The organism is Dyella sp. SYSU CM1112 (genome assembly GCF_058216415.1).
This window is the reverse complement of the sequence record NZ_JBZEGI010000002.1, coordinates 250,852-266,609: the sequence shown is the minus strand read 5'-3', so window position 1 is coordinate 266,609 and position 15,758 is coordinate 250,852. Positions and strand designations below refer to the sequence as shown.

The window sequence follows — 15,758 nt, the reverse complement described above, 5'->3', positions numbered from 1 at the left end:
TGTCATTAGGCAGGTCCAGGCGGAGAACGGAGCGCACTGGCGCTCCGTTCTGGCCTTGATCATGTCAAGGTTTGCCGCCGGCGCGAATCAGCGCAATGACTTCGTAGCATGCACCCATGGTGTGGTAGTCGGTCTTGCCGGCCGGACTTTTCAGGTCGTCATACTTCTGGTTGTCCTGGGTAAGGATGCGGTACCAGGCGCCGTACTGATGATCGATGAAATGATCCCAGGAGTAATTCCAAAGCTTGCCGTACCACTCATCGTATTTCGCGTCGGCGGTGCGCGCATGCAGCAGTGCAGTGGCAGCCAGCGATTCGGCTTGCACCCAGAAGTATTTATCGCCGTCGCATACGCTGCCATCAGGTGCGAAGCCATAACAAATGCCGCCGTTGACCGGGTCCCAAGCGCGTGCGAGCGCGGTATCGAAGAGATGTTGCGCGGTAGGCGCCAGCCACTTTTCCTCACGACCGCGTTCGAGCAGCAGCGGCTCCAGAATCATCAGGAGTTTCGCCCATTCTGTTTGATGCCCTGGTTGGAAACCCCAGGGACGGAACAGGTGCTTGGGATCATCCTTGTGGTAATCCCAGTCGACGTTCCAGTCGATGTGGTAGTGCTCCCAGACCAGGCCATCGGCGAGTGCTGCTTGACGTTGTGTCATGGCTTGAGCCAACGCCAGGGCGCGGTCCAGGTAGCGTGGCTCATCGCTGGCCTGATAGGCCGCCAGCATGGCCTCGCACATGTGCATGTTGGCGTTCTGGCCGCGGTAGGTGCTGAAGTGCCATTGCGGATCGGCTTCGTCGCGATAAAGGCCCGCCTGTGCATCCCAGTAGCGCTGCTCCAGCAGCTGCCAGGTTTCGTCCATCCACGCGGCGGCTTCGCGGATACCCGCCTTCAACGCCGTGGAATAGGCGAGCAATACGAAGGCAACGCCGTACGCGTGATTAGTGCGATCCTCCGGCTGGCCGTCACGGATGGTCCATGCGTAACCACCTGTGTCAGCGTTGCGATGGACCTCGCGCAGATAGCGAAGACCATGGCGCGCGGCGTCGAGATATTCTTCCTGGCCGAACTCGATAGCTGCCATGGCGTAGTTGAAGACGAAGCGAGTGCTGCTTACCAGATGACGATGGCCAGCGTCGTAGACCGTGCCATCGTCACGGAAGTATTGAAAGAATCCTCCTGCAGGATCGATGGCATGCGGGTGGTAGAACGCCATGGTCTGGGCAATGTGCTCACGCAGAAAAGCTTCGGAGCGGAAATCCGGATAAGCAGGCGTGGTCATGCGTGAATCTCCATGAATTGTTGCGCCTCATCGGCATTCGGCATGGCGGCAAATGAGCCATGGCGCGTTACGGCGACGGCGCCACAGGCACTGGCATAGCGCAACGTGGCATGCAAACGCGGCAGCGCTCCGACCCATGCATCGAGGTTGGAAGGGGTGATGTTTTGTTCTGCGAGCTGGTGCAACAGACCGCCCACGAAAGCGTCGCCAGCGCCGGTGCTATCAACCATGGGAACGTTGTAGCAAGGCAGCTCGCCGCTGGCATCCGGGTGATACCAGCGCAACGGGTGCGGTCCGTCGGTAACGATCAGAAGGCGAGCATGACCGCCCCATAGGCGATCGAACAGAACGTCTTCGCCTTCGTTCGCCAGCCAGTCGAATTCTTCCGCACTGAGTTTGACGACATCCGCAAGCAGCAGCGCCGGCCAAACGTGCGGTCGTGGTTCAACACCGCGCGGCCATAGCGCCGGTCGGAGATTCAGGTCGAAACTCACCAGGGTGCCGGCTTGCCGCGCGCGTTGCATACCGGTCAGCGTGGCGGACGCCAGCTCATGATCAGTCATGCTGTTCGAACAGACGTGAAAGACAGCGGTGTCAACGAATGCGTCTGGCCGGTAATGCTCGGCACGGAACAGGAGATCGGCGGAGGGTGGACGGTAGAAACTGAAACTGCGTTCGCCATGCGTATCCAAGGTAACGAACGCCAACGCCGTATTGGCTTCACCGGTGCGTACGACATCGGCCGTATCCACGCCCGCTTGCTGCAGACTATGCAGCAGGAAATCACCGAAGCGATCGAATGCGAGCATGCCGGCGAAGCGCGCATGCTTACCTAGCTTGGCGACTGCAACGGCGACATTCGCAGGTGCGCCGCCGGCAAAAGGAAGAAAACGTTGCGGAAAGCCGTGACCATCGTTGCCTTCGCCGTGCATATCGATCAAAGCCTCGCCAAAGCAGAGGATGGAACGTTTCATCAAAGAGCCTCAAGGGTTGAAATACATGATGGAATGTTTTGTTTAGCCAGGCCGCATAGGGGATAAGGAGCACGCGTGCGCCAGATCCGGAGTCTCGGATCAATAACATGGTAAAGCGCGCGTGCCATCCCTATGCGGTGCGGAAGAAGACACGTTTCAATTGGCTTGTACCGGCGCACTGCGAATGATCGAACCACTCACGCCGTAAAAAACGATGTATGCGTAGCACAGCAATGGCAGGAAGAACGCATGCTGCACGCCGATGCTGTCGGCCAGCACGCCCTGCAGATAAGGCATCAACGCGCCACCGACGATCGCCATGATCAACAAGCTCGACGCCTTGCCGGTAAGCGGCCCCATACGCTCGATGCCCAGTGAGAAAATGGTCGGGAACATGATCGAGTTGAACAGGCCGATCGCGACGATGCTATACATCGCTACTGTGCCACTGGTCGACATCGTGACAAGCAAAAGCACGACATTCACGACGGCGAACACGGCCAGCAATTTGCGTGGAGACAACTTGGCGAGCAGCACGGAGCCGAGGAAACGACCTATCATCGCGCCGCCCCAATAAAGCGATACGTAATGGGCTGCTTCCTGTTCGCTCATGTGACCAATATTCGGCTGAGACAGGTAGTTGACCATGAAGCTGCCGATGGAAACTTCGGCGCCGACGTAGAAGAAGATGCCCAGCACGCCGAACAGCACATGGCGATAACGCAAGGCATCCAGCAGCGTGTGATGGCTGATATCTGCTTTCTCGGTGTTTTCTTCCAGGGATGGCAGGCGGAATATCCAGACGAATACCGCCAGCAGCACCAATACAACCGCAAGGCCGATATAAGGCGTCTGTACCGCCTGCGCCTCCTGAGTGCGGTAGAGCATCTGCTGGGTGGCAGAAAGGCCGGCGATCTCGCCAGCACTTTTTACCTTGGTCGAAAGGATCAGGAGGCTGCCGAACCATGGCGCGAGAAAGGTGCCGAACGAATTGAGCGCTTGCGCCAGGGTCAGGCGGCTGGAGCTGGTTTTTTCGGGACCTAGCAGTGCGACGTAGGGGTTGGCAGCCACTTGCAGCACGGTAATGCCGGTGGCAAGTACGAACAGCGCACCGAGAAAACCGACATAAAGGCGAAGGTCTGCCGCTGGCCAGAAGCCCAGCGCACCGATGCCAGCGATGATCAAACCGGTCACGATGCTTTTCTTGTAACCCAGGTGCGCGACCAGTCTTCCAGCAGGCAGCGACATCAGGAAATACGCGCCGAAGAAGGTGAACTGCACCAGCATGGCTTGCGCATAGTTCAGTTCGAACACGGCTTTCAGATGGGGAATCAGAATGTCGTTCAGCGCCGTGAGAAAGCCCCACATGAAAAACACCGCCGTGATGACGGTCAATGCGAGCGGATAGAACGTGTAACGGTTGTCGTTGGGGGCCGTCGACAATCCGGAGGACGGCGGCGTTACTGCAGTAAAAGCCATGATGGTTTCCAGTGAATCAGGCGGGAGGCGGGCAACTGCTGGCGCGTACCAGCAATTCCACGGGAGCGATGGTCTGATGGGCGGCAGCTGAAGGGTCTTTCAGGCGCTGCAAAATCAGCTCGGCCGCCTGCCGCCCGCGCGCGCGCGGGGTCACGGCCAAGGTGGTCAGTGGCGGTGCGCTGACTGCTGCTTCGGCAATGTCGTCAAAACCGGTAAGGGCGAAATCCCGGCCCGGCTGCAGGCCGCGCTGATGCAGCCCCAACATCAAACCCAGCGCGACCGCATCGTTGTAGCAAACCGCTGCTGTGGGTGACTTGCTTCCCTTGAAGAGCTGCTCGCACTGAGCCACTGCATCCAGGCGGTTGGGGATGCATTCCACCATCCATTGGGTTTCTATCGGCAGACCTGCCGCTTTCATCGCTTCGGTGTAGCCGGCCCGACGTTGCTGGCAGGAACTCGAACTCAAATGACCGCCATAGAACGCGATATGCCGATGCCCTTGAGCGATCAAATGTTCCGTCGCGAGCCGCGCGCCGCGTTGGTTGTCCAGGAACAGTCGATCCCAGTGATCGCATGCGGCAATGTCACCGGCCACCTCACGGTTGAACAGCAGCAGCGGTGTTTGGGTGCCCACCGCTGCAAGCAGCTGTTGCGCGTCACTGCCTTCAGCTGGCGAAAGAATGATGCCGGCGGGTCCATGTTCCATCAGCGAGCCAAGCACGGCGAGTTCGCGTGTGGTCGACTCACCCGTGCTGCCGAGCAGAGTGACGTAACCCATGTTGCCCAGAATTTCGTCGACGCCAGCGGCGAATTCGGCGAAGAAGGGGTTGGCCAGATCATTGAGCACCAGTGCGATGCTTGAGGACGTGCGACGACGGAGATTCGCGGCGGCACGGTTGTACACGTATCCTTGCCTGCGCAGCTCTTCCTCGACACGGGCACGCGTGTGTTTGTTGACCAGCGGGCTACCCCGCAGGACGAGCGAAACGGTGGCGCGGGAGACGTCGCAGCCCGCGGCAATGTCGCTAAGGGTGACCTTGCGGCCGACCGGTGGTGTATTCCCCATTTTAGGCCTGGTCCTTGCGTTTGGAACGATCCAAATTTACCCGAACCGCGATAATCATGATCACGCAGTGCAGCATGCCAAGTGGCTCCCTCAATGTTAACTTGTCGTGTTTAGAACGATCCAAACCGTCAGATCCCATAATCAGACTGCCCTAGGAGGGGCTGGGTCGGAGGCAAGGAAAGAGTTGCCCCGGCTCTTCCCCAAAAACAGAAGACATTAACAGGCCCCCTATCCCAATGAATCAACGCCTGATTTGCTCCTGCCTCGCCGTGCTCATGATGACATCCCTGGGGGCGCTTTCCGCAGCCCGGGCCAGTGATCATGCGGCGGATGTCGATCCTCGCATAGGGACCGGCGGCGACGGACACGTTTTTCCGGGTGCGACCGTGCCGTTCGGTATGGTCCAGCTCTCTCCCGATACCGCCATGCCGGATTTCAAGCATGCCTACAAATGGGCTGCCGGCTACCAATACGGCGATCCCACCATCATGGGCTTCTCCCATACGCACTTTTCCGGCTCCGGCCACTCGGACCTGGGCGATGTGCTGGTCATGCCTATTGCTGGTGATGTGAAGCTTGATCCGGGCGACGAAAAGGTCCCGGGCAGTGGTTACCGCTCTCGCTTTAGTCACACGACTGAAGTGGAGCAGCCGGGTTATTACGCGGTGACGCTTAGCGACTACGGTATTCGGGCCGAATTGACGGCGGGTCGCCGCGTCGGCTGGCATCGCTACACCTTCCCGGCCGGCAAGCCAGCGCACTTGTTACTGGATCTGCGTCCAAGCATTTACGACTATCCCGGCAAAGTGCTGTGGGCGAATCTCCAAGTGCATGCGGATGGCATGGTGACTGGTTGCCGCACCACGCGCGGCTGGGCACCGGGGCGCGAACTTTGTTTCGCCATGCGCTTTAACCAGCCGATGATCTCGCGTGAGCTCTACAACCGCGAGACCAACGTTATCTACAAGGGATTCAAAGGCCCAGGTAATCAGCCTGAAGACCGCAATGCGCAGAACGGACGGGCGCTGGAAGGAGTATTCGATTTTGGCGAGCTCAAGCAACCTCTGTTGGTGAAGGTAGCGATTTCATCGGTGAGCGAAGCCAATGCGGTCGCCAACCTGGACAAGGATGGCGCAGGTTGGGATTTCGACGCACGCCGCCGCGAAGCCTTCGCTGCCTGGAACAAGGCGCTGGCACCGATCGATGTCGACGGTCCGCAGGCTTTGCGCACACAGTTTTATACCGCCCTGTACCACGCCATGATCGCGCCGAACCTGAGCATGGATGTCAACGGTGAATACCGTGGGCCGGATTATCAGGTGCATCACGCTGACGGGTTCGATTTCTATTCGAGCTGGTCGATGTGGGATGTCTACCGCGCCCAACAACCGTTGCTGATTCTGTTGCATCCGGATCACACGGTCGATTTCATACGCTCGTTGCTCGCCGCGCAGCAGGCCAGTCCGTTTGGGATGTTGCCGGTGTGGGCTTATCAGGGTCTGGAAACCTGGTGCATGACCGGCTACCACGCCGTGGCGATCATCGCGGATGCGTACATCAAGGGTATCCGTGGTTTCGATGCGAACCAGGCGCTCAAGGCCATGGTCTCCACTGCGACCTACGGCGACTATGGCGATCTGGCCGATTACATGAAGCTGGGTTACGTCCCTATCGATAAGGAAGTAGAGGGTGGCTCCAAGACGCAGGAATACGCTTATGACGACTGGGCCATCGCGCAGATGGCCAAGGCGCTCGGCCGACACGACATTTTCAATACGTTCGAAAAGCGCGCGACCAATTGGCGCAACGTGTGGGATCCAAAAACCGGCTTCATGCGTGCAAAGCTGAGTAACGGCAAGTTCCGCGTGCCCTTTGATCCGACCAGCGCCGGCTATGGCGATGACTACACCGAAGCCAATGCATGGCAGTACTCCTGGTACGTGCCGCAGGATGTTGCCGGCTTGATTACGGCCATGGGCGGCGACCAGGCCTTCACCCACAAGCTCGATGAATTGTTCGACGCAAAGGTCGATCCCTCTATCTTCAAAAATGTGGAAGACATCACGGGCCTGATCGGCTGGTATGCCCATGGCAACGAGCCCAGCCACCATATTGCCTACCTGTATGACTACGCCGGCGAACCGTGGAAGACGCAGCAACGGCTCAAGCAGATCATGGACAACGAGTACGGTCCGGGGCCCGCAGGCCTGATTGGCAATGATGACCTCGGTCAAATGTCAGCCTGGTACATCTTCACCGCCTTGGGTTTCTATCCCGTCACGCCGGCCAGTGACGAATATGCAATCGGTAGGCCGTTCGTGCCGAAGGCGGCAATCCATTTGAGCAATGGGCACACGTTTACGATTACAGCATCGCCGATGGATAACGCACATCCTTACGTGGGCGACATCACCCTCAACGGCAAGCCGCTGAACCGCGTCTACCTGAAGCATGCCGATATTCTCGCTGGCGGCGAATTGCACTTCACCATGCAGGCTGAACCTAACAAGACGTGGGGCCAGGCCATTTCCGCGCGTCCGGCTGCAATGAGTCCTTACACGAAATAGTGCAACAGTTTCTCCCCCTTCTTTTGCGAAGGGGGAGAGTGTTTCGCAGCACACTGGTCAGTGACCGAAAACATGCGCAGAATGCATGCATCATGCCGAAGCGTATATCGATCAAGGGCCATCGATGACTGAGCGGGGGGGACGACAATTAGCGGCAATGCCCTGGCGAACCGGTGGCCTATTGCTTGCGGTGTTGGTCATCGTTGCGCTGCCATACCTGATCACGCGTGGCGGGTCGCGGCAGATGTTCGTGGCGGGCGAACTGGTGACCCGGTCGGCGGAAGTCGAGGCACTGGTATATCGCATCGCCGATCAGACACATAGCAGCGAGTCGGCGCTCCAGCATTTGCTCGCCGGCGATGCTTACGCCCACACCCAGGCGGTAGCGCAAAGCGCTGAAAAGGTCACACCGGGGCTGCTGGATGAGTTGCGTCGCATCACTGCCGACGATCCCGCGCAGGCACGCTTGGCGGAGCAGTTTGTCGCGGTCGAGAGCGGTCGCTTGGCGCTCCTGCATCAGGCCGTTCAGCGGTATCAGCAAAAGGATGGCGAGGGTGCAGCGCAAGCCTTGCGTGACGCGGATGCGTTGTTCCATATCGATATGGTCGCCAACAAGTTGGTGGTGGCCGCGGAGCAAGCCCTGCAACAGCGCCACGAGGCAGCCAAGAAGCAGTCGGATACCAATCGCCTGGTACTTGAGCTGACGGCAGTCGCGCAATGGTTGATGCTGATGATCGTGGTGGTCGTATCCGAGCGGCAGATCGGCCATCGCCTGCAGGCAGAGATTCGTGAGCGTCAGGCAGTACAACGGTCGCAGATGATCCTGCAAGCGGTACGCGAACCGATTGCCTTGCTCGATGAGGATCTGCGCACTCTGCTGGTCAATGCAGCCTTTAGCGAGTTGTACGGTGTATCGGAGGAAAGCCGCGCCGAACGCTTGGAAGATATCGGCCAGGGTGCCTGGGCGGACGAAGTGTTACGACAGCGTCTGCGCGACGTGCTACTGCGCGATCGAGAGTTGTGGGACTTCGAGCTGACGCAGCGCACGGTCGATGGCGTCGAACGTCACGTCGTGATCAATGCCCGTCGCTTGCAACCCCAGGACAGCGACAACCCTACGCTGCTGCTGACCGTCAGTGATGTGACTGCACGTGCCCTGGTCGAGCAGCAAGTGAAAGAACTCAACCACCAATTGGAAGGTAAGGTTGCGCAGATTTCCGAGGTCAATCGCGAGCTGGAGGCCTTCAGTTATTCCGTTTCCCATGATTTGCGCGCACCGCTCAGGCACATCACCGCTTTTGCGCAGAAGCTCGATGCACATCTGGGCGAACAAAGCGACAACACAGCGCGGCACTATCTGAGCGTTATTCGTGATGCATCGCATCGCATGACTCAGCTGATCGAAGATCTGCTGGTATTTTCGCGTCTTGGGCGGGGCGCCTTGCGTTTGCAGGCGGTCGATATGCATGCGCTGGTCGAAGAAACGCGAATGCTGACGGAGTCCGAGGCACCCGAGCGGCGCATCATCTGGCGCATCGAGTCGCTTCCGGTGGTGGTGGGGGATGAGAACATGTTGCGCACCGTCTGGCAAAACCTTATCGGCAACGCTGTGAAGTACACCGGCCAGTGCGAAATCGCGCATATCGATGTATCCGTGCAGCCGGGCGACGATGGGGAATACCAGTTCACGGTGTCCGACGACGGCGCAGGCTTCGACATGCGCTACGTCGACAAGCTTTTTGGTGTATTCCAGCGGCTGCACAAGGCCAGTGAATTTCCTGGTAACGGTATTGGGCTAGCCAATGTGCGGCGTATTGTGGCGCGTCATGGCGGCCGAGTCTGGGCAGAAGGCGAGCCGGGACATGGTGCGCGCTTTCATTTCACCCTTTCCGCCATCGACCCACCCTCGTTATAAGGGTAGGGGCGTCATCCGGGACGGCAGCTAGGCGCGGTGCTTGTGAAATAGGGGTTTTAAGTCGTTTCCGACGGGGCTTCCCGCAGGGGGCAGGAGTCGTATTCGAGCCGTCGCAAAGGGGAGGCGGAGGGCGCCTCTTCCGAAGGCGGCGTGTTCCAATATGATGGGTATGAGCCGGACGCAGGCTAGAAGTTATCTGGAATGCTCAGGGATGCCGGAAAAAGCCAACCATCAAAGACCGTTGCCCCGTATACGGATCCTGCAGGTCGAGGACAGCCCATTCGACGCGGAGCTGATCCTGACGGAACTGCAGGCCGATGGCATCGACTACGAGGTGCGGCTGGTTGACGACGAGGAAGCTTTTGTCGAAACCCTTAAGCTGTTCAAGCCGGAGATCGTGCTTTCCGATTTGAGCATGCCCGGGTTTTCAGGTCAGCGCGCTTTGGAATTACTGCTGGAGCTCAGTCCGGATACACCGTTTATCTATGTGTCTGCCACCCTGGGAGAGGAGGCCGCCATCGCGGCGCTACGTGAGGGCGCCACCGACTACATCCTCAAGCAAAATCCTGCTCGCCTGGCGAGCGCCGTCCGACGTGCCTTGCGCGAAGCCGATGAGCAACATGCACGCGCCAGAGCAGAAGCGGAGCTGATCCGCATTCAACGGTTCGAAAGTCTTGCCATGCTTGCCGGGGGCTTGAGTCATGACTTGCGCAATTTATTGCAACCCTTGTTGTTGGCAGGCGACAGCCTGCAGGATTACGAGGATGACCCGCGGCTGGCGAGGCTGGGTGCATTGGTGCGGGACTGCGGCCGGCGTGGCCTGGAAATGGTGCAGTCGATGTTGTCGTTTGCACGTGGCGCGCGGCGCGCTGAGCAAGTCAAAGTTCAAGCGCTGATCGAAGCCTTGTCCTTGTTGCTACAAGGGAGCGTGCCGCGCACGGTGACGTTCGATGTGGAGGTATCGGATCCAGAGCTCACCTTTGAAGGCAATCACACTGAACTACAGCAATGCCTGCTCAATCTTTGCCTCAACGCCATTCAGGCCATGCCGCAAGGCGGCCTTTTGCGTGTGACTACGGGCAAAGCGCACTTGGACATCGACTTTTTCCTGGAACATGAGGATGCACAACCGGGGGAATACGCACGCTTATCCGTGCGTGACAACGGTGTGGGCATGACCGAAGAAGTACGCAAGCGGCTATTCGAACCGTTCTTCACCACTAAAGATGGCGGCACCGGCCTGGGGTTGCTGTCATGCCGTCGCATTGTCTATAGCCACGGCGGGGTGATGCGCATGGACAGTGTCGTTGGCGAAGGCAGTTGCTTTGATCTGTACCTTCCGCTCACACGCTCCATGACCGATGCTTCCGAGTTGACTGAGGTCGATGTCAGTTTGCAGGGTAATGCCGAGCATGTGCTGTTAGTAGTGGAAGAGGCCGGCCAACTCACGCTGTTGAGCGATACGCTCGATGCCTGGGGGTACGAAGTGCACGGTAGCCAGAGCGGCACTGCGGCGCTGCAATGGATCGAGGCCTGCGGCTTGCCTGATCTGGTGGTGATGGATGCGGATATGAGCCTCTTCACCAGCGAGCGCACCTTGGCCGCGCTGAGCCAGTACGGGTACCGCAATGGCGTACTGGTACTTTCTCGCGCCGATGATCCGCCCGATTCATCCAAATTCCAGGTCCCTGGCAACCGAATTCGCCGTCTGAACAAACCAGTCAGTACCCGGACGTTGTTGCGGGGGGTGCGTGAAGCCCTGCGTGAAGGTGGCAAGGAAAGGCCGAGGCCACACTAAGAGGCTTGTCTGCACGAGCCGCAAGCCGCCTGGCCAATAGATCAACGCTTCGCCCGCAACATTTTGCCAGGATGCTACAGGCGATTCATGGGATCATCGATGTCATTGGCGCCCGATAAGTTCGCACAGCATCAAGCCAAGGCCTATGCACCGACGCATCAGTGCTTCAATCGATGCCCAGTTTTTTCAGCTTGTAGCGTAGGGCGCGGAAGGTAATACCCAGTTTTCGAGCCGCCGCTGTCTTGTTGTAGCGCGATTCTTCCAGCGCTTTCATGATGGCGGTACGTTCGAGATTGCTGATGTAATCGTCCAGCGGAAGCTCACTGGAAGGCGACTGCGCGGCCGGAGGCGGTACCGAAAAGTGGCCCTGGGCAAAACCCGGCGGCACCGGTCCGTGTGACGATGGGCTCGTCTCGGCACTTGCACGTTGTGGACGTTGCGGCAGCATCAGGTCGCTTGCATCGATACGGTCGCCGTCGCACATGGCCACTGCACGCTCCAGAATGTTTTCCAGTTCGCGCACATTGCCCGGAAAGTCGTATTCCTCGAGAGCCTGTCGTGCTTCGGGAAGCAGGCGCACAGGCACGCCGCCGCCACTCTTCACCGCCAGTTGGCGCAGCACGAAGTCGGCAAGCAGTGACACGTCACCGCGGCGTTCGCGCAGCGGCGGCACACGCAGCTCGATCACATTGATGCGGTAGAAGAGATCCTGCCGGAACTGACCCTGCTCGACCAAAGCGGCCAGATTTTTGTGCGTGGCAGAAAGAATGCGCACGTCCACCGCCACTTCCTCGCGTGCACCGATCGGGCGAACCGCTTTTTCCTGGATGGCGCGCAGCAGCTTTACCTGCATGTGCAGAGGAAGCTCGGCTACTTCGTCCAGAAACAGCGTGCCGCCGTGAGCGGCCTGGAACAGCCCTTCCTTGTCAGCGACCGCTCCTGTGAAGCTGCCTTTGCGGTGGCCGAAGAATTCGCTTTCCATCAGTTCGGACGGAATGGCGCCACAGTTGACCGGCACAAAGGGACCTGCCGCGCGCGGGCCTTGTTCGTGAATCAGCCGCGCCACCAGTTCCTTGCCCACACCCGATTCACCGGCAATGTAGACCGGGGCCTGGTTGCGCGCGAGCTTGGTGATTGTGTTGCGCACTTGCTGCATGACGGCCGAGTCGCCAATCAGGCGATCACTCGATCCTCCAGCCGTCGGACTGGGGCTAGTGCCGTTGCGCTTTTCTTCCGCGAGCTTCAGGGCGGTACGCACCAGCCGGCGCAGCATCTGGATATCGACCGGCTTGGAGACGAAGTCGAAAGCCCCCGCCTTGAGCGCGGTTACCGCCGCGTCGACATTGCCGTAGGCGGTAATCATCGCCACCGGCGTTTCATCGTGCTGGGCGGCGATCAGTTCGACGATCTCCTGACCGCTACCATCGGGCAGGCGCATATCCGTGAAGCACAGATCGTACGTATGCTCGGCCAGCGCCTGGCGGGCCTCGGCGACTGTGCCCACCGCATCGACCTTCAGGTCCATGCGGCCGAGTGTGATAGTCAATAGTTCGCGAATATCGCGTTCGTCGTCGATGACCAGGACGGTCTGTTGGCTCATGATTCTGAGGCGAGGGTGGGTTTCCGTTCAGGATACTCGCCGCACCCCTCACTGGCAAAGCGCAACGCACGATGTGCTGGGATTGGTTTGATAGACCCTCGTCCAAGGCCGCTCCGTGCAGCTTGCGATCGACAGCGGTTATGCACTGCGGTTGCAGGGCCCATGTCCAGTAAGCGCGTACGTGAGGTGTGAGGCACAGCGACTTTCCCCGGTCAATGACTCAGATGCGACAGGAAGAACCGTGCGATGACCCGATAGGCATCCTTCGACTCGGGCAGCTCGGGGTCGGAGAAGAATGAGTGCCACATCCCTTCCCAGACGTGCAGTTCGGTTGGCACCCCGGCTTTGTCGAGAAGCTGCTGGCTGTAAATCACCGAGCTCATGGTCATGTCGCGAGTGCCGGTGATCAGCAGCGTGGGAGGAAATTTGGCCAGCAGCGCCGGGGATAAGCCAGGTTGCACCAGTGGATCCTTGGGATTGGCTCCATGGAAATAGGGGAGATCGACGAGTGTCAGCCGATGGTTGGGCGCGGGTACGCCCTGCCCGTTCAATAGCGGAGCGACATAAGCCGAATCGCCATCGATATCCAGCAGCGAACCGCAGAACGTGCCGATGGCGCCGGGCACGGGAATATGGTCATGGATCAGCCGCGCCGTTGACTCGGCGGTAAGAATGCCGCCGGCGGAGCAACCGTAGATGCCGATCTGATCGGGTTTGTACTGCTTGAGCAGAGCGCGATACACCGCTTCGACATCATCACTGGCAGCGGGGAAGGTGTGTTCCGGGCCTTCGCGGTAATCCACGGTAATCACCTTGATGCGTCCGATGCTTGCAATAGGAATCGCTTCGACCAGGCCGCCGCTGTGCGCGCCCCACAGAAAGGCACCGCCGTGCAAGTTGATCAGGACGCGGTGGCGGTTCTCTTCGGAGATCCCCTGGGCGGGCAGCACCACGTCTGTGCCCACGCCGGCAATGGTTTCGCTATGGATCTTCACCGGATACATCTTTTCCATGCGCGCGGCACGATCGCTATTCATGCGGCCGTAGAACGCGCGGCTCTGTTCGATCGGTGCGTCGATCGGCGGTGCCTTGCTCCCGGCTGCCAGCATTTTGGGGAAGAACGCACGCGCTTCAGGCGAGGCATAACTCGAATAGGGAATGGCGACCGGGGGGGAGGTGACGGTTCCATCGGGCTTGACGCCGGGAGCGGATGCTTGTGCGTAAACAGCCGTGCTCATTAGGTTGGCGATGAATAGAAACCCCATCGCCGCGAGCGGAAAACGCAATGCATGCATGGTGCTTTTCCTCGATGACAAAGTGTTGGAATAACGAGTGAAGCTCATGGCGTAGCAGGCGAAGGTGCTGTAGCCGGGGCCTTGGCTTTGCTGCCGCTCAAGATTTCATCCATCATCAAATACACGCCATTGGTCCAGCCGAAGCCGATGACGTTTGCGGTGTAGCCCGCACTTATCTTCACGTTCGCGTTCCCACTCGCCATATTGTATTTCTCGCGAATAGTGCCGTCGCTAGCCAGGCTCCGATCCACCGTGGCGTTGAATTTCCCGGCGATACGATGTGCATCGTCATGGAAGCCATATGCATCGAGGCCGGCCACCGCGAGCCAGTTGGTCGGTGCCCAACCAAACGGGTTATCCCATTGCGCGCCGCTGGGCCGGTTATCCATCGTCAGGCCGCCGGGCAATTCAAAAATGGATAGCTTGCTGCGAACGGAAGCAGCCTGCTGTGGTGAAGCAGCATGGGCCCACAGCGGATAGAAGGTGGTGAGATACGGCGAGTCCGAGGGTTTGCCGGCGACGAAATCGTAGTCGCGATACATCCCAAGCTCAGGACGCCACAAGTATTTGTTCATCGCCTGCTTGCGTGCCGCAGCGACTTGCGCCCAATGCGCTGCGTCCGCCGTCTTGCCGAGTTGCATCGCCAAGTCATGCAAGTCCATCTCATAGCGGTAGAGCAGGCTGTTCAAGCCTACCGACGCGTAATGATGGGTCGAGCCGGCGAACGGGCCAAAATGAAAATTGACGTCGAAGCCGGACTCGCGCATGGCGCGGTCACCGTGATAGTAATCGGCAGTCAGGCGATAACCGCCGACCCACGCGCCGGCACACACCTTCGACGCACGCACATCGCAGCTTTCCGTTTTCAGCCGGGCAGCTTCGGCATCGTCAGGGTGCTCGGAACCCTTGATCAAATAGCCGGGATTTTCGCTGGGATGTGCGATAAGCCATTTGATGACACCACGGTAATAGGAGCTGTCGCGTGCTTCCAACACCGGACCGCTGCCGAAGTCGTCATAGCGGGCCAGCCCGGTATCGCCGGCCAGATGTGCCGGCCGGATCCAGATGTCATGGTTGCGTACGGCGAGCGGATATGCTTTTTCGAGCCATGCTCGCTTTTCATCGGCACTATGGAAGCTGGCCGGATCGTTCAGCAGCGCCAGCATCATTGCGGTGAGAAAGGGGGGTTGCGATCGGCTGAGGTAATACGTGCGGTTGGCATTCAGTACGCCGCCGTAGTACTGCACTTCGAATAGAGCATTGTCGACCATGTCGCGCGCGAGTGCCGTTCGGTGGTCGGCGATCAGGCCGAGCAAGATGAAATAGCTGTCCCAGCCATACATTTCATTGAAGAAGCCGCCGGGTACGACATAAGGATGGGGCAGGTAAAGCAAGCCTTGCACCGGCAATTTGGTGGCATCGATCTCGCCAAGTTGCGTAATCGGCTGTGGCAGAACATGTACGTCGACATTGCAACGTTTCTGCGTCTGCAATAGTTCGTTTGACGTGGGAAAGCCGGCGGGCAGATAGAGCACCGGGCGTGTCTTGATCTTGGGGTCGCTCAGCGACGAGCAATTGTCCATGGACCGCGTCAGGGTAGTCCACGCTCTATCAATGTAGGCGTGTGTTTTTGCCGGGTCGGGTTGAGCGGCGGATGCCGCAGTAACGAGCGCTGCCGAGAGCAGCAGGGTAATACCGCGGACTTTCAGCTTGCCATGCGTAAGACGGTTCGTGCTTTTCATGCGAATTCCCCATCCAGGGTGACGGGCTCGCGTCTGTCAT

10 protein-coding genes are annotated in these 15,758 nt (G+C 59.1%); 3 read left to right on the top strand and 7 right to left on the bottom strand.

The features are described from left to right. Positions 1-64: 64 nt before the first annotated feature. The 4 genes from AC4HNJ_RS04285 to AC4HNJ_RS04270 form a co-directional block, all read right to left on the bottom strand. Positions 65-1,282, bottom strand: coding sequence for an AGE family epimerase/isomerase (locus tag AC4HNJ_RS04285; RefSeq protein WP_490478284.1), 1,218 nt, complete (start codon positions 1,280-1,282; stop codon positions 65-67). Next, complete coding sequence (locus AC4HNJ_RS04280; protein ID WP_490478283.1) at positions 1,279-2,256, bottom strand: carbohydrate kinase family protein; 978 nt, start codon at positions 2,254-2,256, stop codon at positions 1,279-1,281. Before AC4HNJ_RS04280 ends, AC4HNJ_RS04285 begins: the two co-directional genes overlap by 4 nt. Positions 2,257-2,412: 156 nt before the next feature. Next, a complete protein-coding gene (gene fucP / locus AC4HNJ_RS04275) occupies positions 2,413-3,735 on the bottom strand; it encodes an L-fucose:H+ symporter permease (protein ID WP_490478282.1) in 1,323 nt (440 codons plus the stop codon). 16 nt (positions 3,736-3,751) lie between these two features. Next, entirely contained in the window at positions 3,752-4,801 is a 1,050-nt protein-coding gene (locus AC4HNJ_RS04270) for a LacI family DNA-binding transcriptional regulator (protein WP_490478281.1), read from the bottom strand. A gap of 236 nt (positions 4,802-5,037) precedes the next feature. On the opposite strand from AC4HNJ_RS04270, the gene AC4HNJ_RS04265 reads away from it, so the two are divergent. From AC4HNJ_RS04265 to AC4HNJ_RS04255, 3 genes are all read left to right on the top strand, one after another. Continuing rightward, positions 5,038-7,368, top strand: coding sequence for a GH92 family glycosyl hydrolase (locus tag AC4HNJ_RS04265; RefSeq protein ID WP_490478280.1), 2,331 nt, complete (start codon positions 5,038-5,040; stop codon positions 7,366-7,368). Between the two features lie 157 nt (positions 7,369-7,525). Further along, entirely contained in the window at positions 7,526-9,283 is a 1,758-nt protein-coding gene (locus AC4HNJ_RS04260; protein WP_490478573.1) for a sensor histidine kinase, read from the top strand. Between the two features lie 211 nt (positions 9,284-9,494). After that, positions 9,495-11,081 (top strand): hybrid sensor histidine kinase/response regulator, encoded by a 1,587-nt coding sequence (locus tag AC4HNJ_RS04255; protein ID WP_490478279.1) that lies wholly within the window; start codon positions 9,495-9,497, stop codon positions 11,079-11,081. A gap of 166 nt (positions 11,082-11,247) precedes the next feature. Here AC4HNJ_RS04255 and AC4HNJ_RS04250 read toward each other — a convergent pair whose 3' ends face one another. The 3 genes from AC4HNJ_RS04250 to AC4HNJ_RS04240 all read right to left on the bottom strand — a co-directional run bounded on the left by AC4HNJ_RS04250 (position 11,248) and on the right by AC4HNJ_RS04240 (position 15,718). Then, positions 11,248-12,681, bottom strand: coding sequence for a sigma-54-dependent transcriptional regulator (locus tag AC4HNJ_RS04250; RefSeq protein WP_490478278.1), 1,434 nt, complete (start codon positions 12,679-12,681; stop codon positions 11,248-11,250). 212 nt (positions 12,682-12,893) lie between these two features. Further along, on the bottom strand, positions 12,894-13,976 hold the full coding sequence (locus AC4HNJ_RS04245; RefSeq protein WP_490478277.1) for an alpha/beta hydrolase: 1,083 nt from the start codon (positions 13,974-13,976) through the stop codon (positions 12,894-12,896). Positions 13,977-14,020: 44 nt separating this feature from the next. After that, entirely contained in the window at positions 14,021-15,718 is a 1,698-nt protein-coding gene (locus tag AC4HNJ_RS04240) for a trehalase family glycosidase (protein ID WP_490478276.1), read from the bottom strand. Between the last annotated feature and the right edge of the window lie 40 nt (positions 15,719-15,758).